General features: G+C 30.8%; 9 protein-coding genes and 2 other annotated features (1 of these 11 running past the window's edge). Of the genes, 1 reads left to right on the plus strand and 8 read right to left on the minus strand.

Annotated elements, in window-relative coordinates:
- Positions 1-104 (minus strand) — a binding site (T-box leader); it reaches 112 nt to the left of the window's first position.
- Positions 105-154: 50 nt separating this feature from the next.
- From G9F70_RS19145 to ytxC, 7 genes are all read right to left on the minus strand, one after another.
- A complete protein-coding gene (locus tag G9F70_RS19145; RefSeq protein ID WP_164946529.1) occupies positions 155-955 on the minus strand; it encodes a TrmH family RNA methyltransferase in 801 nt (266 codons plus the stop codon).
- Positions 956-967: 12 nt separating this feature from the next.
- A complete protein-coding gene (locus G9F70_RS19150) occupies positions 968-1627 on the minus strand; it encodes a potassium channel family protein (protein WP_125004338.1) in 660 nt (219 codons plus the stop codon).
- 11 nt (positions 1628-1638) lie between these two features.
- On the minus strand, positions 1639-3003 hold the full coding sequence (locus G9F70_RS19155; protein WP_224617687.1) for a TrkH family potassium uptake protein: 1365 nt from the start codon (positions 3001-3003) through the stop codon (positions 1639-1641).
- 150 nt (positions 3004-3153) lie between these two features.
- Positions 3154-3513, minus strand: a complete 360-nt coding sequence (gene rplT / locus G9F70_RS19160) for a 50S ribosomal protein L20 (protein ID WP_125004336.1) — start codon at positions 3511-3513, stop codon at positions 3154-3156.
- Between the two features lie 27 nt (positions 3514-3540).
- Positions 3541-3738, minus strand: a complete 198-nt coding sequence (gene rpmI / locus G9F70_RS19165) for a 50S ribosomal protein L35 (RefSeq protein WP_125004334.1) — start codon at positions 3736-3738, stop codon at positions 3541-3543.
- Between the two features lie 20 nt (positions 3739-3758).
- Positions 3759-4286 (minus strand): translation initiation factor IF-3, encoded by a 528-nt coding sequence (gene infC, locus G9F70_RS19170; RefSeq protein ID WP_125004332.1) that lies wholly within the window; start codon positions 4284-4286, stop codon positions 3759-3761.
- Between the two features lie 34 nt (positions 4287-4320).
- Positions 4321-4431 (minus strand) — a sequence feature (ribosomal protein L20 leader region).
- A 146-nt stretch (positions 4432-4577) separates the two neighbouring features.
- The gene (ytxC, locus tag G9F70_RS19175; RefSeq protein WP_164946530.1) at positions 4578-5480 is read right to left on the minus strand and encodes a putative sporulation protein YtxC; all 903 of its coding nucleotides are present in this window, start codon (positions 5478-5480) and stop codon (positions 4578-4580) included.
- A gap of 156 nt (positions 5481-5636) precedes the next feature.
- Between ytxC and G9F70_RS19180 the strand changes: the two genes are divergently transcribed.
- Positions 5637-6332: a DUF6873 family GME fold protein gene (locus tag G9F70_RS19180; protein ID WP_164946531.1), complete on the plus strand. Its 696-nt coding sequence runs from the start codon at positions 5637-5639 to the stop codon at positions 6330-6332.
- Positions 6333-6594: 262 nt separating this feature from the next.
- Here the strand turns inward: G9F70_RS19180 and G9F70_RS19185 are convergent, their stop codons facing one another.
- Complete coding sequence (locus G9F70_RS19185) at positions 6595-25515, minus strand: non-ribosomal peptide synthase/polyketide synthase (protein WP_164946532.1); 18921 nt, start codon at positions 25513-25515, stop codon at positions 6595-6597.
- Positions 25516-25518 lie beyond the last annotated feature (3 nt).

The raw sequence follows: 25518 nt of genomic DNA on the forward strand, positions 1-25518 counted from the left end.
CTGGAGTGAACTTCGATATAAAAATGTCCTTTAGAAGCTCTCAGTCTAAGGCTTCTTATCCCTGTAAGTATTCTTATATTTACTCTCTCCGTCATAGTTTATTATTATTTAAAAGTATACAAAACATTATAACCACAATCACAAAAAAATTCAACTATAAATTCAAAAATCCTATATTATTTTTTTGCCTTACCACTTCATACATCATAATTGATGCAGCCACTGCTACATTTAAAGATTCTGCACCACCAGGCATAGGAATTTTAATTTTCAAATCACATAGGTCATAAACTTGGTTGCTTATTCCATTGCCTTCATTTCCAACCGATATAATAACTTTTTCTTTTAAATCTACCTCATAAAAATTTTTATCAGTGTCCAGCGAACTAGCAACTAGTTTAAATCCACTATTCCTAAGTTTTTGCACCAATGATAAATCATTATCATAAAGAACAGGTATTTTAAAAATAGAACCCATGGTTGCTCTTAAAGTTTTCTCATTATAAATATCCACAGTACCTTTTGTAATTATAATCCCTAATGCTCCTGCCGCATGAGCTGTTCTAATTATAGTTCCCATATTACCAGGATCTTGAATTTTATCAGCTAGAATATAGAACCCATGGTGGTATTTAATTTCTACAGGCTTATTGCGAACAACAGCCATAATACCTTGTGGATTCTCCGTATCAGAAATACTTTTAAACAAACTGTCGCTAATGCTATAAACTTTAGTATTACTTTGTAGCTTGTTTTTCAAAGAAGAGTCTTCATATTTTATCTCTCCTCTTGAACTTATAAAAATATTTACCACTTCGAAATCGGAATCTATTGCTTCCTCTGCAAATCTAAAGCCCTCAACTAAAAACATATTACTGCTTATTCTATATTTTTTTTCTTTTAACTTTTTAATATCTTTAATCAATAAATTATCTTTACTTTGAATATATTCCAAACTCAATACCCCTTATTTAACTAGACTTTCTAATTTATTTAATTCTTCAATACTGCCTATCGCCACAATAATATCACCTTGTTCAATTACAGTATCCGGCAGCGGAGAAACATCAATGTCATTATTCCTTTTTATAGCCATTACATTTATGCCGTATCGAGCTCTTATATTCAATTCTCTTACGGTCTTATTATGCCACTCTTCCGGACTAACAACTTCTGCTATACTATAATCAGGAGATAATTCTATGTAATCTAATATATTCGATGAGACTAAATTATGAGCAACGCGTACACCCATATCTCGTTCTGGAAAAACCACTCTATTTGCACCTATTTTATATAATACTTTAGCATGCAGTGCATTAGTTGCTTTTGTAACTACATATTTTACGCCGAGTTCCTTAACTAAGAGTGTTGCTAAAATACTAGATTGGATATTAGTACCTATACTAATAACTGCACAATCAAAATTACGAATACCAAGAGCTCTTAAGCTATTTTCATCATTTGCATCAACTTGAACTGCATGAGTCACTTTATCTGAAATATTCTGAACTACATCTTCATCAAAATCAACTGCTAATACATCATTCCCTAGTGAATATAAGGTCTCAGCAACGGATGTTCCAAATCTTCCAAGTCCTATAACAATGAACTGTCTTTTACTCATTAACGCCACCCCTATCCAATTAAAATTTTCCCCTCTGGATATTTTATAGTTCCAGATTTAGAATTTTTAGTTTTAGCTAATGCCAATATTATAGTAAGCAGTCCAACTCTCCCTGCATACATTGTAAGACTTATTACTATCTTACCTACAAATGTTAATTTTGTAGTTAACCCTAGGGTTAACCCAACTGTAGCAAATGCTGAAGTAGCCTCATATAAAAAGTATTCAAAAGGAATATCCTGCTGCTCAGTAATAGATAATATCATGGTAACTGTTATAACAAGCAGTAAGGAAAGAATAGTTATTACAACGGCTTTATATACAATATCCTTGCTTATGCGTTTTTTAGATATTTCAGTATCGTCACGGCCGCGAACAACAGACACTACAGTCATAAAAAGCAAAACCGCAGTGGTTGTTTTTATTCCACCAGCCGTTGAGCCAGGAGATCCACCAATAAACATTAAAATTATTGTTAAAAACTTGCCTGCCATAGTCATTTTGTCTAAGGGGATAGAATTAAACCCAGCCGTTCTTGGAGAAACTGATGCAAAAATAGAAGATAAAAATTTGCCTTTAAAAGACATTCCTTGCATAGTGTAAGGATTATTCATCTCAAAAATATACATAAGTATTGCCCCTCCAACAACTAACACTAGGGTGGTATAAATAACTACTTTAGAATGTAAGGACAACTTTTTAAGCCCCTTGGAATTATAGACTTCTGCCCAAACATAAAATCCTAAACCACCTATTACAATTAGTGCTGAAATTGTCAATATTATTACAGAATTATTTGCATAAGCAGTAACACTACTGAAGTTTCCCATCAGGTCAAACCCAGCATTACAAAAAGCAGAAACCGCATGGAATATGCTATAATAAATTCCTTTGGCTAATCCAAATTGAGGAATAAATTGTGTTGAGAATAACACTGCACCTATTCCTTCAACAGAAAATGTAAATATCAATATATATCTAGCCATTTTAACTAACCCTTGTAGTGAATTAACATTCATAGCTTCCTGCATTATTAATCTTCCCGTTAATGTTATTCGTTTACCTAAAATCAAAAAAACTAGTGTGGTAATAGACATGAATCCCAGTCCACCGATTTCTATAAGTAACATTATCACCGTTTTACCAAAATATGTCCAGTATGTTCCTGTATCTAAAGTTACTAGTCCTGTAACACAGACAGCAGAAGTAGAAGTAAATATACAATCTATAAAGGGTGTAATTTTACCACTCTGAGAAGCTATAGGTAGACTAAGCAATATTGCACCTATGAATATCACTATAGCAAAACCTAATACAAGTATCTGAACAGGAGTATATATGTATTTCCTTTTAACAGCCTTAATACTTGATTCCAAATTAATCACCTCTAAATTTTACCATTAATGTCATATCACTATATTATAGCACCTAACATATTTTATTGCTAATTATATTATTTATAATATTTTTGTGAATAATGCAATAAAAAATGTAGCCTTAAAGGCTACATTTATAATAAATAGTTTTTAAGCTTGTAATTGTTTTTTTGCAACTTCTACTAATTCAGCAAAAGCTTTTGGATCATTTATAGCTATTTCAGAAAGCATTTTTCTGTTAATTTCTATGCCTGCAAGTTTCATTCCATTCATAAATCTTGAATATGAAAGGTCACTAAGTCTTGAAGCAGCATTGATTCTAGCAATCCAAAGTTTTCTAAAATCTCTTTTCTTTAATCTTCTTCCAATATAAGCATTTCTTAATGCTCTTATTACTGATTCATTAGCTGTTTTAAACAACTTGCTTTTTCCACCATAGTATCCTTTTGCAAGTTTTAATACTTTTTTATGGTTTTTACGAGCGTTAACTGCCCTCTTTATTCTTGCCATTTAATATTCCTCCTAATCACCATTCACTTATAAGTATGGTAACAATTTTCTCATTGCTTTCAGTTGAGTTGTTGAAACAAACGCAGTTTTTCTAAGGTTTCTTTTTGTCTTTGAGCTTTTGTGCGTTAATAGATGACTCTTAAAAGCTTTCGCTCTTTTTAACTTTCCTGTACCTGTCTTCTTAAATCTTTTTGCTGCGCCTCTATGTGTCTTCATTTTAGGCATAATAAAATTCCTCCTCTCGGTTATGCTCTTTTAGGAGCTAAAATCATTATCATATTTCGTCCTTCTTGCCTGGCTGCTTTCTCAACAATATAAACATCACCGATTTTTTCTACAAAAGAGCTTAGTATCTTATATCCCACTTTTGTATTTTCAATTTGTCTTCCTTTGAATCTAATGGTTATTTTTACCTTATCTTCATCCAACAAAAATCTTTTAGCATTGCTAGCCTTGATTGCAATATCATGGTCTTCTATTGTTGCATTTAGTCGTATTTCCTTAAGATTTACAACTTTTTGCTTCTTCTTGGCTTCTTTTTCTTTTTTCTGTTGTTCGTAGATAAACTTACCAAAATCCATTATTCTACATACTGGTGGCTTTGCAGTAGGGGACATCATAACTAAATCCATGTCTTTTTCCTCTGCTTGTTTTAAGGCATCTTTAGTATTCAAAATGCCTAATGCAGAACCATCAGCTCCTATAACTCTTATTTCTATGTGCCTTATTTCCTCATTCATCATGAAATCTTTGTTTTTACTAATAATTTTCACCTCCTAGGTGTATTAAGAAAATTTTATAATATTAAAATAATAAAAAGGACAGCAAATGCCGTCCTTAATAGTAACAAATTTAAATTACTAATTAACCTAACTAGCATTACTGTTAGGTGAGAAACGGCTGTTTCTTCTTGTGAAACACAATTCTATTATATTAAAATATTTTTTTATATTTTCATTCACAACAATTAAAACTATACTATTTAAATCTATGTTTGTCAACATTTTTTTGTTTTTATTTTAAATATAGACATCTTTGGCTTGTTGTTTTTTGAGATATCATGATTACCATAGTTTTATACCATTTTTTATCTTTTCACATGCAGCGCACTCTTCACAATAATAAACCTTATCCACAAAGACTTTACTTATAGTTTGTAATAATTCCTTGTTTTTACAATTATAGGCACAGTGTATAATTATCTTTTTAGGAGCACTAGTTATCATTGTACTAATTATAAGTTCTTCTGTATTTTCCTTTGAATCAAATTTAACTTTTGGTAGTTCCATTAGCATATCTCCTGCTAAATCATTTCCTTGTTCATCTCTTAAGTAATACTCTCCATTTTTTTCGATTAAAATATTAATCTCATCTACCTTGCTTTCTTGAATTTCAACAAAATATTTAAGTAGATTTATAAACTCATTATATTCTTTTTCTACCATATATTCTTCTACAACTTTATCAACCATACACTCTAAATCAGTTTTTAGGGCTTTTGTCCTAAAAGTTAAAAATCCACTTATATTAATTTCATTATTTTCTTCTATGCATTTAGTTATTTTATCCATTATACTATTTTTTCTATTTATACAATATACCGCATTAGGACCTGATATTGACCCCTCACCGAGCAAGGCTTCTTGTATTCTAGGCCTAACCTGTTTCATTTCATCATATCCAAGAAAAAAATAAGTTTCAGTTAGAAAATCATTCATTTCTTTTTTACAAAATTCCCTTATTACTATTTTATATAACATATTAGCAATATTTAAATTAAACATTTTTATACTACTATCACTTAAGTTATCATCCCCACAAAAAAATTTTATGAAGTGAGTGTCTTCTATTATACACTCTGCTATACCTAAAATCATCTTTTTATGTTCAAAGCACTTTGTAATGTCTTTGATTTCACCAATAATGCATTCCATACTGCTATTATATACAACAGTTAATAAAAGCATTTCGCACGCTCCCTTCTCATAAGATAGTATGTGTGTAAAATTAATGGATATGCAAAATACATTAAACAATAATCGACATATTGCAATCTATAATAGCTTTATGTTATAAAGTAAGCTATACAAATAAAAAAATATATATGAAATAAGAGGATGAAAATGAAAAATCTTATTGTTGATTTTAGAATTCATAATGAAGAGAAAAAAAATTTAATTTCTCTGGGATATAACTTACTTATTTGCCCTCCTAGTAATCTTTTATATGAGGCTATATGTGGTCACCCCGATATGCTCATGCATATTTGGGGTCATAGTATTATGGTGCATAAGGATATGAGCAATGAATTTATACAGGAGTTAGATTTGCTAAATTACAAAGTTTATAAATCAAATTCAACCCTGCAAAGTTTATACCCTTATGATATATGCCTCAATGCATTGTGCATTGGAAATCTTTTTGTTCACTCTGTTAATTATACAGATGGTAGTCTTTTATCATTTTTTAAAGACAAAAAAATAATAAATGTAAAGCAAGGTTATACAAAATGTTCTACTTGCATAGTAAATAATCACGCAGTCATCACTAGTGACGTTTCTATTGCCAAAGCCTTGAGTCTTGAAAAAATAGATGTTTTATTAGTACCTCCTGGGGATATTCTCCTTCCAGGACTTAACTACGGTTTTATCGGTGGAGCAACCGGCCTTCTTTGCGATAACGTCTTAGCTTTTTATGGTCACCTAGATAACTATTTGTATGGAAAAGAAGTATTAAAATTTTTGAACAAACACAAGGTAGAACCTGTGTTTTTAAGAAATGGGAAACTAGTTGATAGAGGGAGTATTTTTAGAATTTAGTAAAAACTAATGATTAGATTATCTTGCTACTCTGCTCCAACAGTTTTTTCTTAGATTTTGTTCATAATATAAAATAAAAAGGCTATTACCTAAGTTACTGGGTAACTTAGGTAATAGCCTTTTATTTCCCTTTATTTCATTTTTCATTTTATCCCACAGGATTTTTGAAAACATATTATATTTTGCTCTCTCAAAAACCGTTGAAAATTCTATATTTTTATTGGCACAATATAAAGTTTTTAATACAAAATATATAATTGATTTAATATTGTTGCATTAAAATTCCATTTATGATTTGTGCATTTAATTTTACATTATCATTATCAGTCATTTCATTGTGCTTACCATAACCTTGGTAAACCTTAAAGCATTTCTTAGTTAAATCTGCCCATTCATTTGCTTTCTTCAATTTAATATTTAAAGTATCTTCATCAATATTTTCAGATGAACTTAAAATCAAATTAATATTTGCATTGATTTTGCCCTCATTAATAAGTTCATTTAAATATGATGTAAATTTTTCTAATTTCCTTTGTACATTTTCGCTTATATATTCTAACATAAAAGGTGCATTTATACGTGCATATTCATTTACTCCATCAACCATACCTTTCATTACCTTTAAATTCTCTGAATCACCTTTAATTTTTTCATCTCGTATATTACTGTCCAGTAATATGATATGATCTACCTCGTAACCGCTATTCTCTAATTCTTTGGTTACTTCAAACGCTAAATTCCCACCTGCTGAATATCCCATTAAGATATATTTACCTCCTTTTTGAATATTAACAATCTGTTTTACATATTCCTTAATTCTATTTTCATCTTCAATAAAATCAAAACTATATAATGTATGATGCTCCATATACTTTGCAAAATCCTTATACGTGATTCCATATCCAATAATAGGTGGGAAAAGAAATATATTCTTAGTTTTTGTATCATTTAACTTTATTACTACCTCACTTTCCGAATAATCCTTATATGCGGTAAATATATCTTTATTTAGTAAGCATTTAGATATATCTTTAATAGTAGGTATTTTAAAGATAACCTTAAGTGGTACTTCTACATTAAACTCCTTATATATTTTTCCAACTAATATTGTAGCTTTTAATGAATGCCCTCCAAGCTCAAAAAAATTATCATTTATTCCTATTTTCTCTACTCCTAACACTTCACTCCATATTTTTACTAAATTTTCTTCTACCTCATTTCTTGGTGCTTCGTACTCTGTACCTGTTGCTATGTTTCCATCTGGTTTTGGTAATGCCTTTCTGTCTATCTTTCCATTTGGTGTTAATGGCATTTTCTCTATCTGCATAAAATATGATGGCATCATATACTCTGGAAGCTTTTTTAATAGATGTTCTCTTAGTTCCCCCACTGTTATTTCCTGTTCTGATATCAAGTATGCGCATAGGTAGTTATTTCCACCCTCATCTTCTCTAGCTATTACCACTACTTCCAGAACAGCTTCATAAGTTAAAATATTACTCTCTATTTCTCCAAGTTCTATTCTAAAGCCTCTTATCTTTACCTGCTGATCCACTCTTCCGAGGAATTCTATATTTCCATCTGGTAGCCATCTTGCTAAATCACCTGTTTTATATATTCTTTCCTTTGAAATAGAAGAATTTGCTATGAATTTTTCACTTGTTAATTCTTCCCTACTTAAATAACCTCTTGCGAGCCCCTCCCCTGACACACATAATTCTCCTTCTACTCCTATTGGTATAAGTTTGCTGTTTTTACTTAAAATATGACATTTAACATTATTTATCGGCCTACCTATTAATGTGTTAATGTTATCTTTATCCACTTTATAAACAGATGTACAAACACTGTTTTCCGTAGGTCCATATTCATTATAAAGCTGAACATTTTTTAGCTTTTCATAATGCTCAATTGCTAGTTCCCTAGTAAAACTCTCTCCAGCTACCGTGATTCCCTTCATATTTACAAATGAATTTCCTATTTCTTTTAACATTGTTCTATAAAAACTTGGCACTAAAAGCAAATATCCCACATTATTCTTTTTAATACAAGTTTCAATATACTGTAAATTCAACTTATTATCTTGCCCTATTAAAATAAGCTTTGCACCTGAAAGTAATGGCGTAAATATGTCTTCAACAGAACTATCAAAGGAAAATGATGGTATCTGTAATACTGCATCCTCGATACCAAATTTATAATATTTTATCCGCCATAAAAGAGTATTAATAATTGATTTGTGCTCAATCATGACTCCTTTTGGCATTCCGGTTGAACCCGATGTATATATTAAATAAGCTAAATTCTTTGAAGTATTTACATTTTCTAAGTTTTCTCCAATCTGCACATATGTTTTTTCATCTTCTAAATCTATAATTTCTCCATTGAAATTTGTTTTTTTAATAAATTTTCTTTGTACTAAAAGCACATTAGTTCCACTGTCGCGCAGCATATAACCTATTCTATCCTCTGGATATTCTGGGTCTATTGGTAGATATGCTCCTCCGGCTTTAAGCACTCCAATTATTCCTACTATCATTTCAATAGAACGCACTACCATTATTCCAACTATACTATCTGATTTTACCCCTCTTTCTCTTAAGTTTCTTGCCAATCTATTTGCTCTCTCATTTATTTCTCTGTATGTTAATTCTTTGTCTTCAAGTACTATTGCTATATTATCTGGAGTCTTCTGGGCCTGTTCTTCAAATAATTCATGTATTGTTTTATCTCTTGGATAATCTGCATAAGTATCATTAAACTCAAATAACAGCTTGCATTTTTCTTCTTCTGTTAACATATCTATTTCATTTAGCTTGATTTTTATATCTGTAGCTACTGCTTTAAGAATGTTTACAAAGTGTTCTACCATTCTTTCTACTGTTTCTGTTTTATATAACTTTGTACCATATTGCAACTCAAATATAACTTCTTCTTCTACTTCAGTTGCCACAAATGTTAAATCAAATTTAGATATCCTATTTTCCTGCTTATATCCTTTGAATATTAAATCTTTTAGTTCAGCATCCCCTGAATCCATATTCTGCATTGTAAACATTACATCAAATAATGGATTTCTACTTATATCCCTAGGTATATTTAATTTGTCTACTAACTCATCAAATTGATAATCTTGATTTTCATAAGCCTTTAACGCATTCTCTTTTACTTCATTTAGGAAATATTCATATGTCTTACTGCCATCTAGATGATTCCTCATAGCAAGAGTATTTACAAACATCCCTATGATCTTCTCAATGTCCGCATGTGGCCTCCCTGCTATTGTGCTTCCTACTATAATATCTTCCTGTCCACTATATTTTGAAAGTAATATATTTACTCCTGATAAAAGCACCATGTACATAGTACTGACTGTTTCTTTTGATATCCGCTTTAAATCTTTTGTAAGCACCTTATCTAATTTAAAGCTTATATTTTTTCCTTCAAAACTTTGCATTAATGGTCTTTTGAAATCTGTTGGCATATTTAATACTGGTATTTCATCTTTGAATATATTTGTCCAATATTCCTTTTGTTCTTGCATTACGTCTGATTTTAAAAGGTTATTTTGCCACTGCGAATAATCTTTATATTGAATTCTAAGCTGCTCGAGTTTATTGCCTTCATAAATCTTTGCAAATTCATTTGTTAATATTCCCATAGATACACCATCTGATATTATGTGGTGCATATCAAACATTAATATATACTTTTCTTCTTTCAGTTTTATAAGTCCCACTCTTAGTAATGGCGCCTTGTTTAACTCAAATGCTTTCACAAAATTTCTTACTATATTATCTATTTCTTTATCTGTACTTTCTATGCAATCTACATCAAAACGATCTAATTTAAAATTCACACCCTCATTTACTCTTTGTACTATTTTACCTTCTATTGTTTCAAAAGATGTTCTTAAGGTCTCATGTCTTATTATTAACTCCGCAAAGGATTTTTCTAATCTTTCTACATTAAGTCTTCCTTCTACCATCATAACTCCAGGCATATTGTATCCTGTACTTTTTAAATCAAACTGTTGTAGCAAATACATTCTCTTTTGCGCTGAAGATGCTTCATAGTATTCTTTCTCTTCCACTATTTCTATTGATGAATATATACTCTTTTCTGTGCTTTCTATATATTTGCTTGTCCCCTTTATAGTTGGAGATTTGAATATTTCTCTAAGTGGCACTTCCACATTTAACTCTTTGTGCATTTTTGAAACTAATGTTGTTGCTTTAAGGGAATGACCCCCAAGTTCAAAGAAATTATCATTTATCCCTACCTTTTCTACTCCTAGCACCTCGCTCCATATTACCGCCAGTTTCTCTTCCACTTCATTTCTTGGTGCTTCATATTCTGTTCCTGTTACTATGCTTCCATCTGGCTTTGGTAATGCCTTTCTATCTATCTTTCCATTTTGTGTTAATGGCATTTTCTCTAATTGCACAAAGTATGATGGTATCATGTACTCTGGGAGCTTCTTTGATAAATACGCTCTTAATTCTCCTACTGTTAATTCTTTTTCTAATACTAAATATGCACATAAATATTTAGCCGCATTTTCATCTTCTCTATCTATTACAACTGTTTCTATTACTTCTTCATAGTTTAATAGCTGACTTTCTATCTCACCAAGTTCTATTCTAAATCCTCGTATTTTAACTTGATGATCTATTCTTCCAAGGAATTCTATATTTCCATCTGGTAGCCATCTTGCTAAGTCCCCTGTTTTATATATTCTCTCACCTTCATTAAGTAGATTTAAAGTGAATTTTTCTGCTGTTAACTCTGGATTGTTTAAATAGCCTCGTGCCAAACCTTCTCCTGCTATACATAGTTCACCAGGTATTCCTATAGGACTTACTTTATTGTTTTTTCCTATAATATAAATCTTAGTATTTGCAATTGGACTTCCTATAGATACGTTTCCTGTGTTTTCATTTATGTCATTGATAACATAATATGTTGTAAAAACTGTACTCTCAGTTGGTCCATATACATGTATTATTCTGTTTTCGCCCATATATTCTAATGCCTTTTTAGCATGAGAAATTGATATCCGTTCCCCTCCAAACATTACTTTTCTTATATTATTAAAGCATTCTATTTCATTGTCCACTAGGATATTAAATAGAGCAGTTGTCACAAAAAAAACACTTACTTTTTCATGGACAATTAACATACTAAGTTTTTCTGTATTAAGTACAATTTCCTTTTCTATTAAAATAAGCTTAGCCCCATTAAGAAGCGCTCCATATATATCAAATACAGAACCATCAAAGGCATAATTTGATAATTGTAAAATTATATCATTCTTAGTTATATAAATATAATTTGTATTTTTTACAACTCTACTTACATTGTAATGTATTACCTCTGTTCCCTTAGGATTTCCTGTGGACCCTGATGTATATATTACATATGCCAAATCCTTTGATGTATTTATATGCTCTAAATTATATCCATTTTCCGCATACACACTTTCATCCTTTATATCCAATACCGTTATATTTGCTTCTACTCTATCTAACAAAGAGCTCTGTGTAAGAAGTATTTTTATGTTACTATCCTCAATCATATACTTAATTCTGTCCTCCGGATATTCTGAATCTATTGGTAAGTATGCTCCGCCAGCTTTTAGAACTCCCATTATTCCTACTATCATTTCAACAGAACGCTCTACCATTATTCCTACTATACTGTCAGGTTTTACTCCTTTTCCTCTTAAGTTTCTTGCCAATTTATTCGCTCTCTCATTTACTTCGCTATATGTTAGTCTTTTGTCTTCAAATACAATTGCTATATTATCTGGAGTCTTTTCGACCTGTTCTTCAAACAATTCGTGTATTGTTTTATCTCTTGGGTAATCTGCATAGGTGTCATTAAATCCATTCAGAAGTTTGTGTTTTTCACCTTCTGTCATCATTTCTATTTCACCTAATTTAATCTTTATATCCCCAGTTATCACTTTAATAATATTCACAAAATGTTCTACCATTCTTTCTATTGTTTCTCTTTTATATAGCTTTGTACTGTATTCAAGATTGAGTATAATTTCTTCCCTTACCTCACTTGCTAAGAATGTTAAATCAAATTTTGCTACTTTGTGTTCCTGTTTATATCCTTTTAATATTAAATCTTTTAGTTTAATATCCCCCGAATCAATATTCTGCATTGTAAACATTACATCAAATAATGGACTTCTACTTATATCTCTAGGTATACTTAACCTATCTACTAACTCATCAAATTGATAGTCTTGATTTTCATAAGCCTTTAACGCATTTCCCTTTACTTCCTTTAGGAAATCCTCATATGTTCTACTTCCATCTGGATGATTCCTCATAATAAGGGTATTTACAAATATTCCTATGATTTTCTCAAGGTCTGCATGTGGCCTTCCTGCTATTGGACTTCCTACTATAATATCTTCCTGCCCACTATACTTTGAAAGTAATATATTTACTCCTGATAAAAGCACCATGTACATAGTACTGCCTGTTTTTTTTGATATCTGTTTTAGATTTTTTGTAATTTCCTTATCTAATTTAAAGTTTATATTTGCTCCTTCAAAGCTTTGCACTAGTGGTCTTTGAAAATCTGTTGGCATATTCAATACTGGTATTTCATCTGTAAATCTGTTTATCCAATATTCTTTTTGTTTTTGCATACCGGCTGACTTTAAAGAGCTATTTTGCCACTGCGAATAATCCTTATATTGAATTCTAAGCTGTTCTAATTCATTGCCTTCATAAATTTCTGCAAATTCATTTATTAATATTCCCATAGATACACCATCTGATATTATGTGGTGCATATCAAACATTAATATATGCTTTTCTTCTTCCAGGTTTATAATCCCTACTCTTAGCAATGGTGCATTATTTAAATCAAATGCTTTTACAAAATCCTTTACTATTTTATCTATAGCCTTGTCTGAGTTTTCTATGCAACTTACTTCAAAATAATTTAATTTAAAATCTACACTTTCATTTATTCTTTGTACTATTTTACCTTCTATTGTTTCAAAAGATGTTCTTAGGGTCTCATGTCTTCTTATTAAGAGCGCAAAGGATTTTTCTAATCTTTCTGCCTCAAACCTTCCTTCTACAAGCATAACTCCAGGCATATTGTATCCTGTGCTTTTTAGGTCAAACTGTTGAAGCATATACATTCTTTTTTGTGCTGAGGATGCTTCATAGTATTCTTTCTCTTCTACTATTTCTATTGATGAATATATACTCTTTTCTGTACTTTCTATATATTCGCTTATTCCCTTTATAGTCGGTGATTTGAATATTTCTCCAAGTGTCACTTCTACGTCTAACTCTTTGTGTATTTTTGAAACTAATGTTGTTGCTTTAAGAGAATGGCCCCCAAGTTCAAAGAAATTATCATTTATCCCTACTCTTTCTGCTGATAATACATTCTTCCATATTTCTACAAGTTTTTCTTCTATCTCATTTCTTGCTGCTTCGTATTCTGCACCTGTTACTATGCTTCCATCTGGCTTTGGTAATGCCTTTCTATCTATCTTTCCATTTGGTGTTAATGGCATTTTATCTAATTGCACAAAATATGATGGTATCATGTATTCTGGTAGTTTCTTTGATAGATACTCTCTTAATTCTCCTACTGTTAATTCTTTTTTTGATACTAAATATGCGCATAAATATTTAGCTCCATTTTCAGCTTCTCTATCTAATACGATTGCTTCTTTTATATCTTCATAATTTAGTAACCGACTTTCTATTTCTCCAGGTTCTATTCTAAATCCACGCACCTTAACCTGATGATCTATTCGTCCAAGAAACTCTATATTTCCATCTGGTAGCCATCTTGCTAAATCCCCAGTCTTATACATTCTTTCTAAAGATACAAATGGACTTTCTATAAACTTTTCTGCTGTTAACTCAGGTCTATTTAAGTATCCTCTTGCGAGCCCATCTCCTGATATACATAGTTCACCAGACATTCCTATTGGTTGTAAAGCATTAGTCTTATCAATAATATATATTTGTGTATTAGATATTGGTTTCCCTATATTTATATCTCCCGACCCCGTAAGGTCTTTTATTGATGACCATACTGTAGTTTCTGTAGGACCGTACATGTTATATATCTTTATATTTGAATAATTATTAAGTTCCTTAAGTAGGTTTTTAGGAAAACTCTCTCCACCTACCATAACTATTTTCAAAATTTTAATACTTACTTTGAAGCTCTCATCTAACATTAATAGCTGTAACCTTGATGGAGTAATCTGTAATACTTCTATATTATTTTTTATGATAATCTCATTTAATTTCAAAGAATTCACTTGTTCATTTTCATCTGCTATAACTATTTTAATTCCTTTTAATAATGGTACTAATGTCTCAAGAGCAAATATATCAAAAGTAATGGTGGTTAAACAAAGAATATTTTTATACATTAATAAATCTATTCTATTACATACACTTACTCCAAAATTGTTTAATGCTTTATGATTAACCATAACCCCCTTTGGATTTCCAGTACTTCCCGATGTATAGATTATATAAACTAAGTCCTTTGAGGTATTTATATTTTCCAGATTTTCCATACTATAAGCATATATAAACTCATCACTTAAGTTTAATTTTTCCCCATCAAATTCTAATTTATTTAATAGGTGTTGTTGCGTTAACAATATCTGTATTTTACTATCCTCCAGCATGTAGCTTATTCTATCCACTGGGTATTCTGGGTCTATTGGCAGGTATGCTCCTCCAGCTTTTAATATTCCCATTATCCCTACTATCATCTCAAAAGAACGTTCCACCATTATTCCAACTATACTATCGGGTTTTACTCCTTTTGCTCTTAAATTCCTTGCCAGTCTATTTGCTTTCTCATTTAGTTCCCTGTAGGTTAGTTTTTTGTCTTCAAATACAATTGCTATATTGTCTGGTGACTTCTCTACCTGCTCTTCAAACAATTCATGTATTGTTCTATCTCTTGAGTACTCTGCATAAGTATCATTAAACTCATATAGTAGCTTATACTTTTCCTCTTCTGTCAGCATTTCTATTTCACTTAATTTAATTTTTGTGTCTGCGGATACTGCTTTAAGAATGTTTATAAAGTGTTCTATCATTGTTTCTATTGTTTCTCTTTTATACAATTTTGTACTGTATTGAAGATTTAGTATAATATTTTCTACCATCTCACTTGCTGAGAATGTTAAATCAAATTTTGCCACTTTTTGTTCTTGATTATATCCTTTAAATACTAGGCCTTTTAGCTCAATCTCCTCTGAATCCATATTCTGCATTGTAAACATTACATCAAATAATGGATTTCTACCTATATCCCTAGGTATACTTAGCTTGTCTACTAACTCGTCAAATTGATAATCTTGATTTTCATAAGCCTTTAGCGCATTTCCTCTTACTTCCTTTAGAAAATCTTCATATGTCTTACTTCCATCTAGATGATTCCTCATAGCAAGCGTATTTATAAATATTCCCATGATTTTCTCAAGGTCTGCATGTGGTCTTCCTGCTATTGGGCTTCCTACTATAATATCTTCCTGTCCGCTATATTTTGAAAGTAATATGTTTACACCTGATAAAATCACCATGTACATAGTACTACCCGTTTCTTTTGATATCCGTTTTAAATCTTTTGTAAGTTCCTTATCTAATTTAAAACTTATATTTTCTCCATCAAAGCTTTGTATTAGTGGCCTTTGAAAGTCTGTTGGCATATTTAATACTGGTATTTCATCTTTGAATATATTTGTCCAATATTCCCTTTGTCCTTTCATTAAGTCTGATTTTAAAAGGCTATTTTGCCATTCTGAATAATCTTTATATTGAATTCTAAGCTGTTCTAATTCAATTCCTTCATAATTTTTTGAAAATTCATTTATTAATATTCCCATAGATACGCCATCTGATATGATGTGGTGTATATCGAAGATTAGTATATGTTTATCTTCTTCTAGTTTTATAAGTCCCACTCTTAGTAAAGGTGCCTTATTTAAATCAAATGCTTTTATAAAATCTTTTACTATACTATCTACTGCTTTTTCTTGATTTTCTATGCGACCTACTTCAAAACAATTTAATTTAAAATTCACACTTTCATTTACTCTTTGTACTATTTTATCTTCTATTGTTTCAAAAGATGTTCTTAAGGTCTCATGTCTTCTTATTAATTCAACAAAGGATTTTTCTAACCTTTCTACGTTAAGTCTTCCTTCTACCTGCATAACTCCAGGCATATTGTATCCTATGCTTTTTAGATCAAATTGCTGAAGCATATACATTCTCTTTTGCGCTGAGGATGCTTCATAGTATTCCTTCTCTTTCACTATTTCTATTGATGAGTATATACTCTTTTCTGTGCTTTCTATATATTCGCTTATTCCCTTTATAGTCGGTGATTTGAATATTTCTCTAAGTGGCACTTCAACGTTTAACTCTTTGTGTATTTTTGAAACTAATGTTGTGGCCTTAAGTGAATGTCCTCCAAGTTCAAAGAAATTATCATTTATCCCTACTCTTTCTGTTGCCAGTACTTCCTTCCATATTGCTACAAGCTTTTCTTCTACCTCATTTCTTGGTGCTTCATACTCTATTCCTGTTATTATGCTTCCATCTGGTTCTGGTAATGCCTTTCTATCTATCTTGCCATTTGGTGTTATTGGTATTTTCTCTAATTGCACAAAGTATGATGGTATCATATACTCCGGCAATTTTTTTGATAAATACTCTCTTAATTTCCCTACTGTTAATTCTTTTTCTGATACTAAATATGCACATAAATATTTAATTCCATTATCATCTTCTCTATCTAATACGATTGCTGCCTTTACTGATTCATAATTTAGTAACTGGCTTTCTATTTCTCCAAGTTCTATTCTAAATCCTCGTATTTTCACCTGATGATCTATTCTTCCTAAGAATTCTATATTCCCATCCGGTAACCATCTTGCTAAATCACCTGTTTTGTACATTCTCTCTTCAGATACAAATGGACTTTTTATAAATTTTTCTGCTGTTAGATCTGGATTATTTAAGTATCCTCTACCAACGCCCTTTCCCGCTATATATATTTCTCCAACAATTCCTACCGGAAGTATTTCAAGATTTTTTCCTAATATATATATAGATTCATTACTCATTGGTTTACCAATAGGAATTGTTTCTAAGTCTTTTATTTTATTCGAATCGATATCATAAGATATTGAATCAACACAACATTCAGTAGGTCCATAGATATTTACTATATTATGTTTAGTTTCGCCAAATTTATCAAAAAATTTTCTTACTGTTTCGCACGAAAGAACATCCCCACCTATAATAAAACATTTTACATTTAAGCTTGTATTTTCTTTGTATCTAGCATTAACTAACATACTCATATGAATAGGTGTTCCATCAGAAATATCAATTAAGTTATTATTATAGTATTCTAGTAATAACTCGCCAGATGTTCTTGCCTCTTCAGGTACAATAAGTAATTTATGCCCCAATAAAATCGCAGGAAATATCTGTTGTACAGATGCGTCAAACACATATGGTGCAACTAAGGCAATATTTAAATTTAATCCATTATTCAGATATATATCATTAATCAATGCAAAAATTGTATTCAAAACATTTTTATGTTCAATTAGTACTCCTTTAGAATGACCTGTAGAGCCTGATGTATATATCACATAGGCCAAATCCTTAGGTGTGTTTGTATTCTCTAGTTTCGAAGAACTTTCCGCATATACTTTTTCATCTTGCAAATCTATTTTCTCACCTTTAAACACAACTCTTTCTATTAATGTATTTTGTGTGAGTAATATGCTTGCATTGCTATCATTAAGTACATACTTTATACGTTCCTCTGGATATTCTGGATCTATTGGCAAATATGCTCCACCAGCTTTTAAAATTCCCATTATTCCTACTATCATTTCAATAGAACGCTCTACCATTATTCCTACTATACTGTCAGGTTTTACTCCTTTTTTCCTCAAGGTTCTTGCCAATCTATTTGCTTTCTCGTTTAGTTCTCTGTAGGTTAGTTTTTTGTCTTCAAATACCACTGCCACATTATCCGGAGTCTTTTCTACTTGCTCTTCAAATAACTCATGTATTGTTTTATCTCTTGGATAATCTGCATAGGTGTCATTGAATTCATACAGAAGTATATGCTTTTCTTCTCCTGAAATCATTTCTATTTCACTTAACTTAATATTTGTATCACTAGTTATTGCTTTAATAATGTTTACAAAGTGTTCTACCATTCTTTCTACCGTTTCTGTTTTATATAGCTTTGTACTATATTGCAATTCAAATATAACTTCTTCTTCTACTTCAGTTGCCACAAATGTTAAATCAAATTTAGCTATCCTATTTTCCTGCTTATATCCTTTGAATATTAAATCTTTTAGTTCAATATCCCCTGAATCCATATTCTGCATTGTAAACATTACATCAAATAATGGGTTTCTACTTATATCCCTAGGTATATTTAACTTGTCCACTAATTCATCAAATTGATAGTCTTGATTTTCGTAAGCTTTTAACGCATTTCCCCTTACTTCCTTTAGAAAATCTTCATAAGTCTTACTCCCCTCCGGGTGATTCCTCATAGCAAGGGTATTTACAAACATTCCTATGATTTTCTCAAGGTCTGTATGCGGCCTTCCTGCTATTGGGCTTCCTACTATAATATCTTCCTGTCCACTATATTTTGAAAGTAATATATTTACTCCTGATAAAAGCACCATGTACACAGTACTGCCTGTTTCTTTTGATATCCGCTTTAAATCTTTTGTAAGCCCCTTATCTAATTTAAAGCTTATATTTTCCCCTTCAAAACTTTGCATTAATGGTCTTTGAAAATCCGTTGGCATATTTAATACTGGTATTTCATCTTTGAACCTATTTATCCAATATTCCATTTCTTCTTGCATTATCCCTGATTTTAAAAGGTCATTTTGCCACTGCGAATAATCCTTATACTGAATTCTAAGCTGCTCGAGTTTATTGCCTTCATAAAGCTTTGAAAATTCATTTATTAATATTCCCATAGATACGCCATCTGATATGATGTGGTGCATATCAAACATTAATATATGCTTATCTTCTTCCAGTTTTATAAGTCCCACTCTTAGTAATGGTGCCTTATTTAACTCAAATGCTTTTACAAAATCTCTTGCTATATTATCTGTTTCTTTATCTGTACCTTCTATGCAATCTACATCAAAACGATCTAATTTAAAATTCACACATTCATTTACTCTTTGTACTATTTTACCTTCTATTGTTTCAAAAGATGTTCTTAATGTTTCATGTCTTATTATTAACTCCGCAAAGGATTTTTCTAATCTTTCTACATTAAGTCTTCCTTCTACCATCATAACTCCAGGCATATTGTATCCTGTACTTTTTAAATCAAACTGTTGTAGCAAATACATTCTCTTTTGCGCTGAAGATGCTTCATAGTATTCTTTCTCTTCCACTATTTCTATTGATGAATATATACTCTTTTCTGTGCTTTCTATATATTCGCTTGTCCCCTTTATAGTTGGGAATTTGAATATTTCTCTAAGTGGCACTTCCACGTTTAACTCTTTGTGCATTTTTGAAACTAATGTTGTTGCCTTCAGTGAATGTCCTCCTAGTTCAAAGAAATTATCGTTTATCCCTACTCTTTCTGCTGCCAATACGTCCTTCCATATTGCTACAAGTTTTTCTTCAACTTCATTTCTTGGTGCTTCATACTCTGTTCCTGTTACTATACTTCCATCTGGTTTTGGTAATGCCTTTCTATCTATCTTTCCATTTGGCGTTAATGGCATTTTCTCTAATTGTACAAAGTATGATGGTATCATGTACTCTGGCAAGTTTTGTGATAAATAACTTCTTAATTCTCCTACGGTTAATTCTTTTTCTGCTACTAAATATGCACATAAATATTTAGTTCCATTTTCATCTTCTCTATCTATTACGATTGCTTCTTTAATTGCGTCATAATATAGTAATTGACTTTCTATTTCTCCAAGCTCTATTCTAAATCCACGTATTTTTACCTGATAATCTATCCTTCCCAGGAATTCTATATTCCCATCTGGTAGCCATCTTGCTAAATCTCCTGTTTTGTACATTCTGTCACCTATAAATGGATTTTTAATAAACTTTTCTGCTGTTAGCTCTGGATTATTTAGGTAACCTCTTGCTAGTCCTTCTCCTCCAACACACAATTCTCCATATATTCCTACTGTTTGTAAATTACCATACTTATCTATAATATAAGCCGTTGAATTACTAATTGGCCTACCGATAGGAATATTAGTTTCGTATTCTTTATCTATTAAATAGCAGGTTGAAAAAGTTGTGTTTTCTGTTGGTCCATACCCGTTAATTATTTTTAAATTTCTGCATTCCTCAATTACTTTATTTATATGATTAGTTGGTAATACATCTCCACCTACTAGCAAATATCTTAAATTTGCAAACATTGCAGGTCTTTCTTCAGCCATAAAATTAAACAATGAGGCCGTTAACCACAGTATGGTAATATCGTTTTCATTTATATACTCTTCCATGCTTTCTATATTTAAAATAATATTCTTACTGCCTAAATGCAACTCTAATCCATTTAAAATTGCCCCCCAAATTTCAAAAGTAGATGCGTCAAAGGCTAATGTTCCTGTTTGTAATATTTTATCGTCTTTTTTAAAAGATATATAATTAGTGTTTTTTACTAGTCTTATTACATTCTTCTGTTCTACCATAACTCCCTTAGGATTTCCTGTGCTTCCTGATGTATAGATTACACAGGCCAAGTCCTTTGAAGTATTTAGGGTACCTACGTTGTCCACATTTCGCCCGTATACACTCTCATTTCGTATATTAATTATTTCTCCATCAAAGTCTAATTTGTCTAACAAATATTCTTGCTTTAGGAGGATTTTTGCTTTTGCATCCTCTATCATATACCTTATTCTATCCTCTGGATATTCTGAATCTATCGGCAAATATGCTCCTCCGGACTTTAATATCCCAATTATCCCCACTATAGTTTCAACAGAACGTTCTACCATTATTCCAACTATACTATCAGCTTTTACTCCCTTTTCTCTTAGCATTCTTGCTAATCCATTAGCTCTATGGTTTAACTCTCTATAGGTTAATTTCTTATTTTCAAATACAACAGCTACATTATGCGGAGTCTTTTCAACCTGCTCTTCAAATAATTCATGTATTGTTTTATCTCTTGGATAATCTGCATAGGTATCATTGAACTCGTACAATAGTTTATGTTTTTCTTCCTTTGTAAGCATTTCTATTTCACTTAACTTAATTTTTGTGTCTGCAGCTACTGCTTTAAGAATGTTTACAAAGTGTTCTATAATTGTTTCTATTGTTTCTCTTTTATATAGCTTTGTACCGTATTGAAGATTTATTACAATCTCTTCTTTTACCTCACTTGCTGAGAATGTTAAATCAAATTTTGCTATTTTATATTCCTGCTTATATCCTTTGAATATTAAATCCTTTAGCTCAATCTGCTCCGAATCCATATTTTGCATTGTAAACATTACATCAAATAATGGATTTCTACTTATATCTCTAGGTATACTTAACTTATCTACTAACTCATCAAATTGATAATCTTGATTTTCATAAGCCTTTAGCGCATTTCCTTTTACTTCCTTTAAGAAATCTTCATAGATTTTACTTCCCTCTGGGTAATTCCTCATAGCAAGGGTATTTACAAATATTCCTATGATTTTCTCAAGGTCTGCATGTGGCCTTCCCGCTATTGGACTTCCTACTATAATATCTTCCTGTCCACTATATTTTGAAAGTAATATATTTACTCCTGATAAAATCACCATGTACATAGTACTGCCTGTTTCTTTTGAAATCCGCTTTAAATCTTTTGTAAGTTCCTTATCTAATTTAAAGCTTACATTTTCTCCTTCAAAGCCTTGCATTAGTGGTCTTTGAAAATCTGTTGGCATATTAAGTACTGGTATTTCATCTGTAAATCTATTTATCCAATATTCTTTTTGTTCCTGCATTCCATCTGATTTTAAAAGTCTATTTTGCCACTGCGAATAATCCTTATATTGAATCCTAAGCTTCTCTAATTCCTTGCCTTCATAAATCTTTGAAAATTCATTTATTAATATTCCCATAGATATACCATCTGATATTATATGATGCATATCAAACATTAATATATGCTTATCTTCCTCTAGTTTTATAATCCCCACTCTGAGTAATGGTGACTTATTTAAATCAAATGATTTTATAAAACCTTTTACTATTTTATCTATAGCCTTGTCTGAGTTTTCTATGCAACTTACTTCAAAACAATTTAATTTAAAATCTACACTTTCATTTATTCTTTGTACTATTTTATCTTCTATTGTTTCAAAAGATGTTCTTAAGGTTTCATGTCTTCTTATTAAAAGAGCAAATGATTTTTCTAATCTTTCCGCCTCAAACCTTCCTTCTACCAGCATAACTCCAGGCATATTGTATCCTGTGCTTTTTAGGTCAAACTGTTGAAGCATATACATTCTCTTTTGTGCTGAGGATGCTTCATAGTATTCTTTCTCTTCTACTATTTCCATTGATGAATATATACTCTTTTCTGTACTTTCTATATATTCGCTTATTCCCTTTATTGTTGGTGATTTGAATATTTCTTTCAAAGGCACTTCCACATCCAGTTCTTTATGCATTCTGCTTGATAGCACTGTTGCCTTTAATGAATGTCCTCCAAGCTCGAAGAAATTATCATTTATTCCTATTTTTTCTATGCCTAATACTTTACTCCATATTACTGCAAGTTTTTCTTCTACCTCATTTCTTGCTGCTTCATATTCTACACCTGTTACTATACTTCCATCGGGTTTTGGTAATGCTTTTCTATCGACCTTCCCATTTGGTGTTAACGGAATTTTCTCTAATTGTACAAAGTATGATGGTATCATATAGTCCGCTAATCTTGTATGTAAATACTGTCTTAACTCTCCTACATTCATTTTTTTATCCATTACTAAATATGCACACAAATACTTATCGCCATTATTATTATCTTCAACTGTTACCACGGTTTCCTTTATTAGTAAATGTGACAATAATACATTCTCTATTTCTTCTATTTCTACTCTAAATCCACGTATTTTTATTTGCTTATCTATTCTACCTATAAACTCAATACTTCCATCTCTTAAAAATTTTCCATAATCACCAGTTCTATATAGTTTAAACTGTTTATTATCTATAGTTTTCATTATATATTTTTCTGCCATAAGCTCAATACTGTTTATATATCCAGTCCCTACACCGTCTCCACCTATACATATTTCTCCCACCACCCCCACTGGCAGAAGGTTGAAATGTTTATCTAATACATATACCTGAGTATTATTTACTGGCTTACCTATAGATGTTAAATTTGAATCGGCTTCAAAATCTATTAAATTTGCAATACACCCTATAGTTGTTTCTGTTGGACCATAATGATTCATTATCCTTATATGATCATAATATTCATGAATTTTATTTATATCCTCTACCTTTATATTTTCTCCACCCACTGCAATAAACCTTAACTCATTCCACTTGTCTACCTCTTTAAAGCTATCGCTATTGATAAGTATATTAAGTAATGACGGAGTAATCTTTATAAATGTTATGCCCTTGTCTGACATATAATTTATCAATTTCTTAGGTTCCAAGCACATTTCCTTCTTAATAATATGAATTTCACACCCGCTTAAAAGTGCAGAATAGAAACCTGTATAACTTAAATCAAATGCTAATGATGTAAGTATCATCGTCTTATCTACATATTGAAGTTCAGCTACACTCTTAAACCAAGTTATATAATTTGTAATATTACTGTGCTTTATTCCAACACCCTTAGGTTTTCCTGTAGTTCCTGATGTATATATTACATAACTCAGGTTATCCGATGTACACTGAACATTTAAGTTCTTATTACTGCCAACATATAGTTTTCTATCATTTAAATCTATTATTTCTCCATCAAATGATATATTTTCTACAATCTTGCTTTGTAATAATAGTATTTTAGTTTTACTATCCTGAAGCATATACAATATTCTGTCCACTGGATACTCTGGATCTATTGGTAAATATGCTCCCCCTGCTTTTAAAATTCCTATTATTCCTATAATGGTTTCTAAAGAGCGTTCTACTATTATTCCTACTGTTCTATCTGGTTTTACTCTCTTTTCCGTTAAAATTTTTGCCAACACATTTGCTCTTTCATTAAGCTCTCTATATGTTAGACATTCATCATCAAATACCACTGCCACATTATCTGGCGTCTTCTCAACCTGCTCTTCAAATAATTCATATATTGTTTTATCTCTTGGATACTCTACATAAGTATCATTAAAATCATATAAAATCTTTTGTTTTTCCTCTTCAGTTATAAATTCTATTTGATCTAATTTTATATCCAGATTATTAAGTACTTGATGTGAAATATTCAAATACTTATCACAAAATCTTTTAACTGTATCCCTTTTAAATAACTTAGAATTAAAAACCACTTCAAACAAAATCGAATCCTCGTTTTTTTCAATTAAAAAAGTCATCTCATTTTTAGGTGAATTAGTTATATATTTTATATGTTCTTTATTATGAATATTTTTCATTACAAAATTAACAGGTAATAATGACATAATTTCATCATTACTATCCATATGTTTAAAAATTTCTTCTAAAGGATAAATTTGATTTTCATATGTTTCTTGTACTGTTTTTCTTAGATTTAATATTATTTCTTTAAATGTCATATTTTCATCTAAGTAACTTTTCATTAATAAAACTGTATTTAAACTTTCTTGTTGATTCGATTTATAATAAACAGTTGTTCCTATAGTCAGCTCCTCTTGTGCACTATACTTAAACATCTCTATTTCAAAAACTGAAAGTAACACAACATAAATGGCTAGATTTTCACCCTTTGTGATATTAACTGTTCTATTATATGAATTGCCAGTTAATTCGAAACTAATACTCTCTTTTTCATAATCAAATTTTCTTTCAAAATCCGTAGGCAATAATAGTTTTTCTGTTGGCGTTGAAAATATATTAACCCAATATTGTTTTGCCTCTTTCATTTGTTCCAATGAATTAATTACAATATTATGTTCACTCATTAA

It is taken from the genome of Clostridium sp. FP1 (assembly GCF_011065975.2).
GTDB classification, from domain to species: Bacteria; Bacillota; Clostridia; order Clostridiales; family Clostridiaceae; genus Clostridium_AD; species Clostridium_AD tagluense.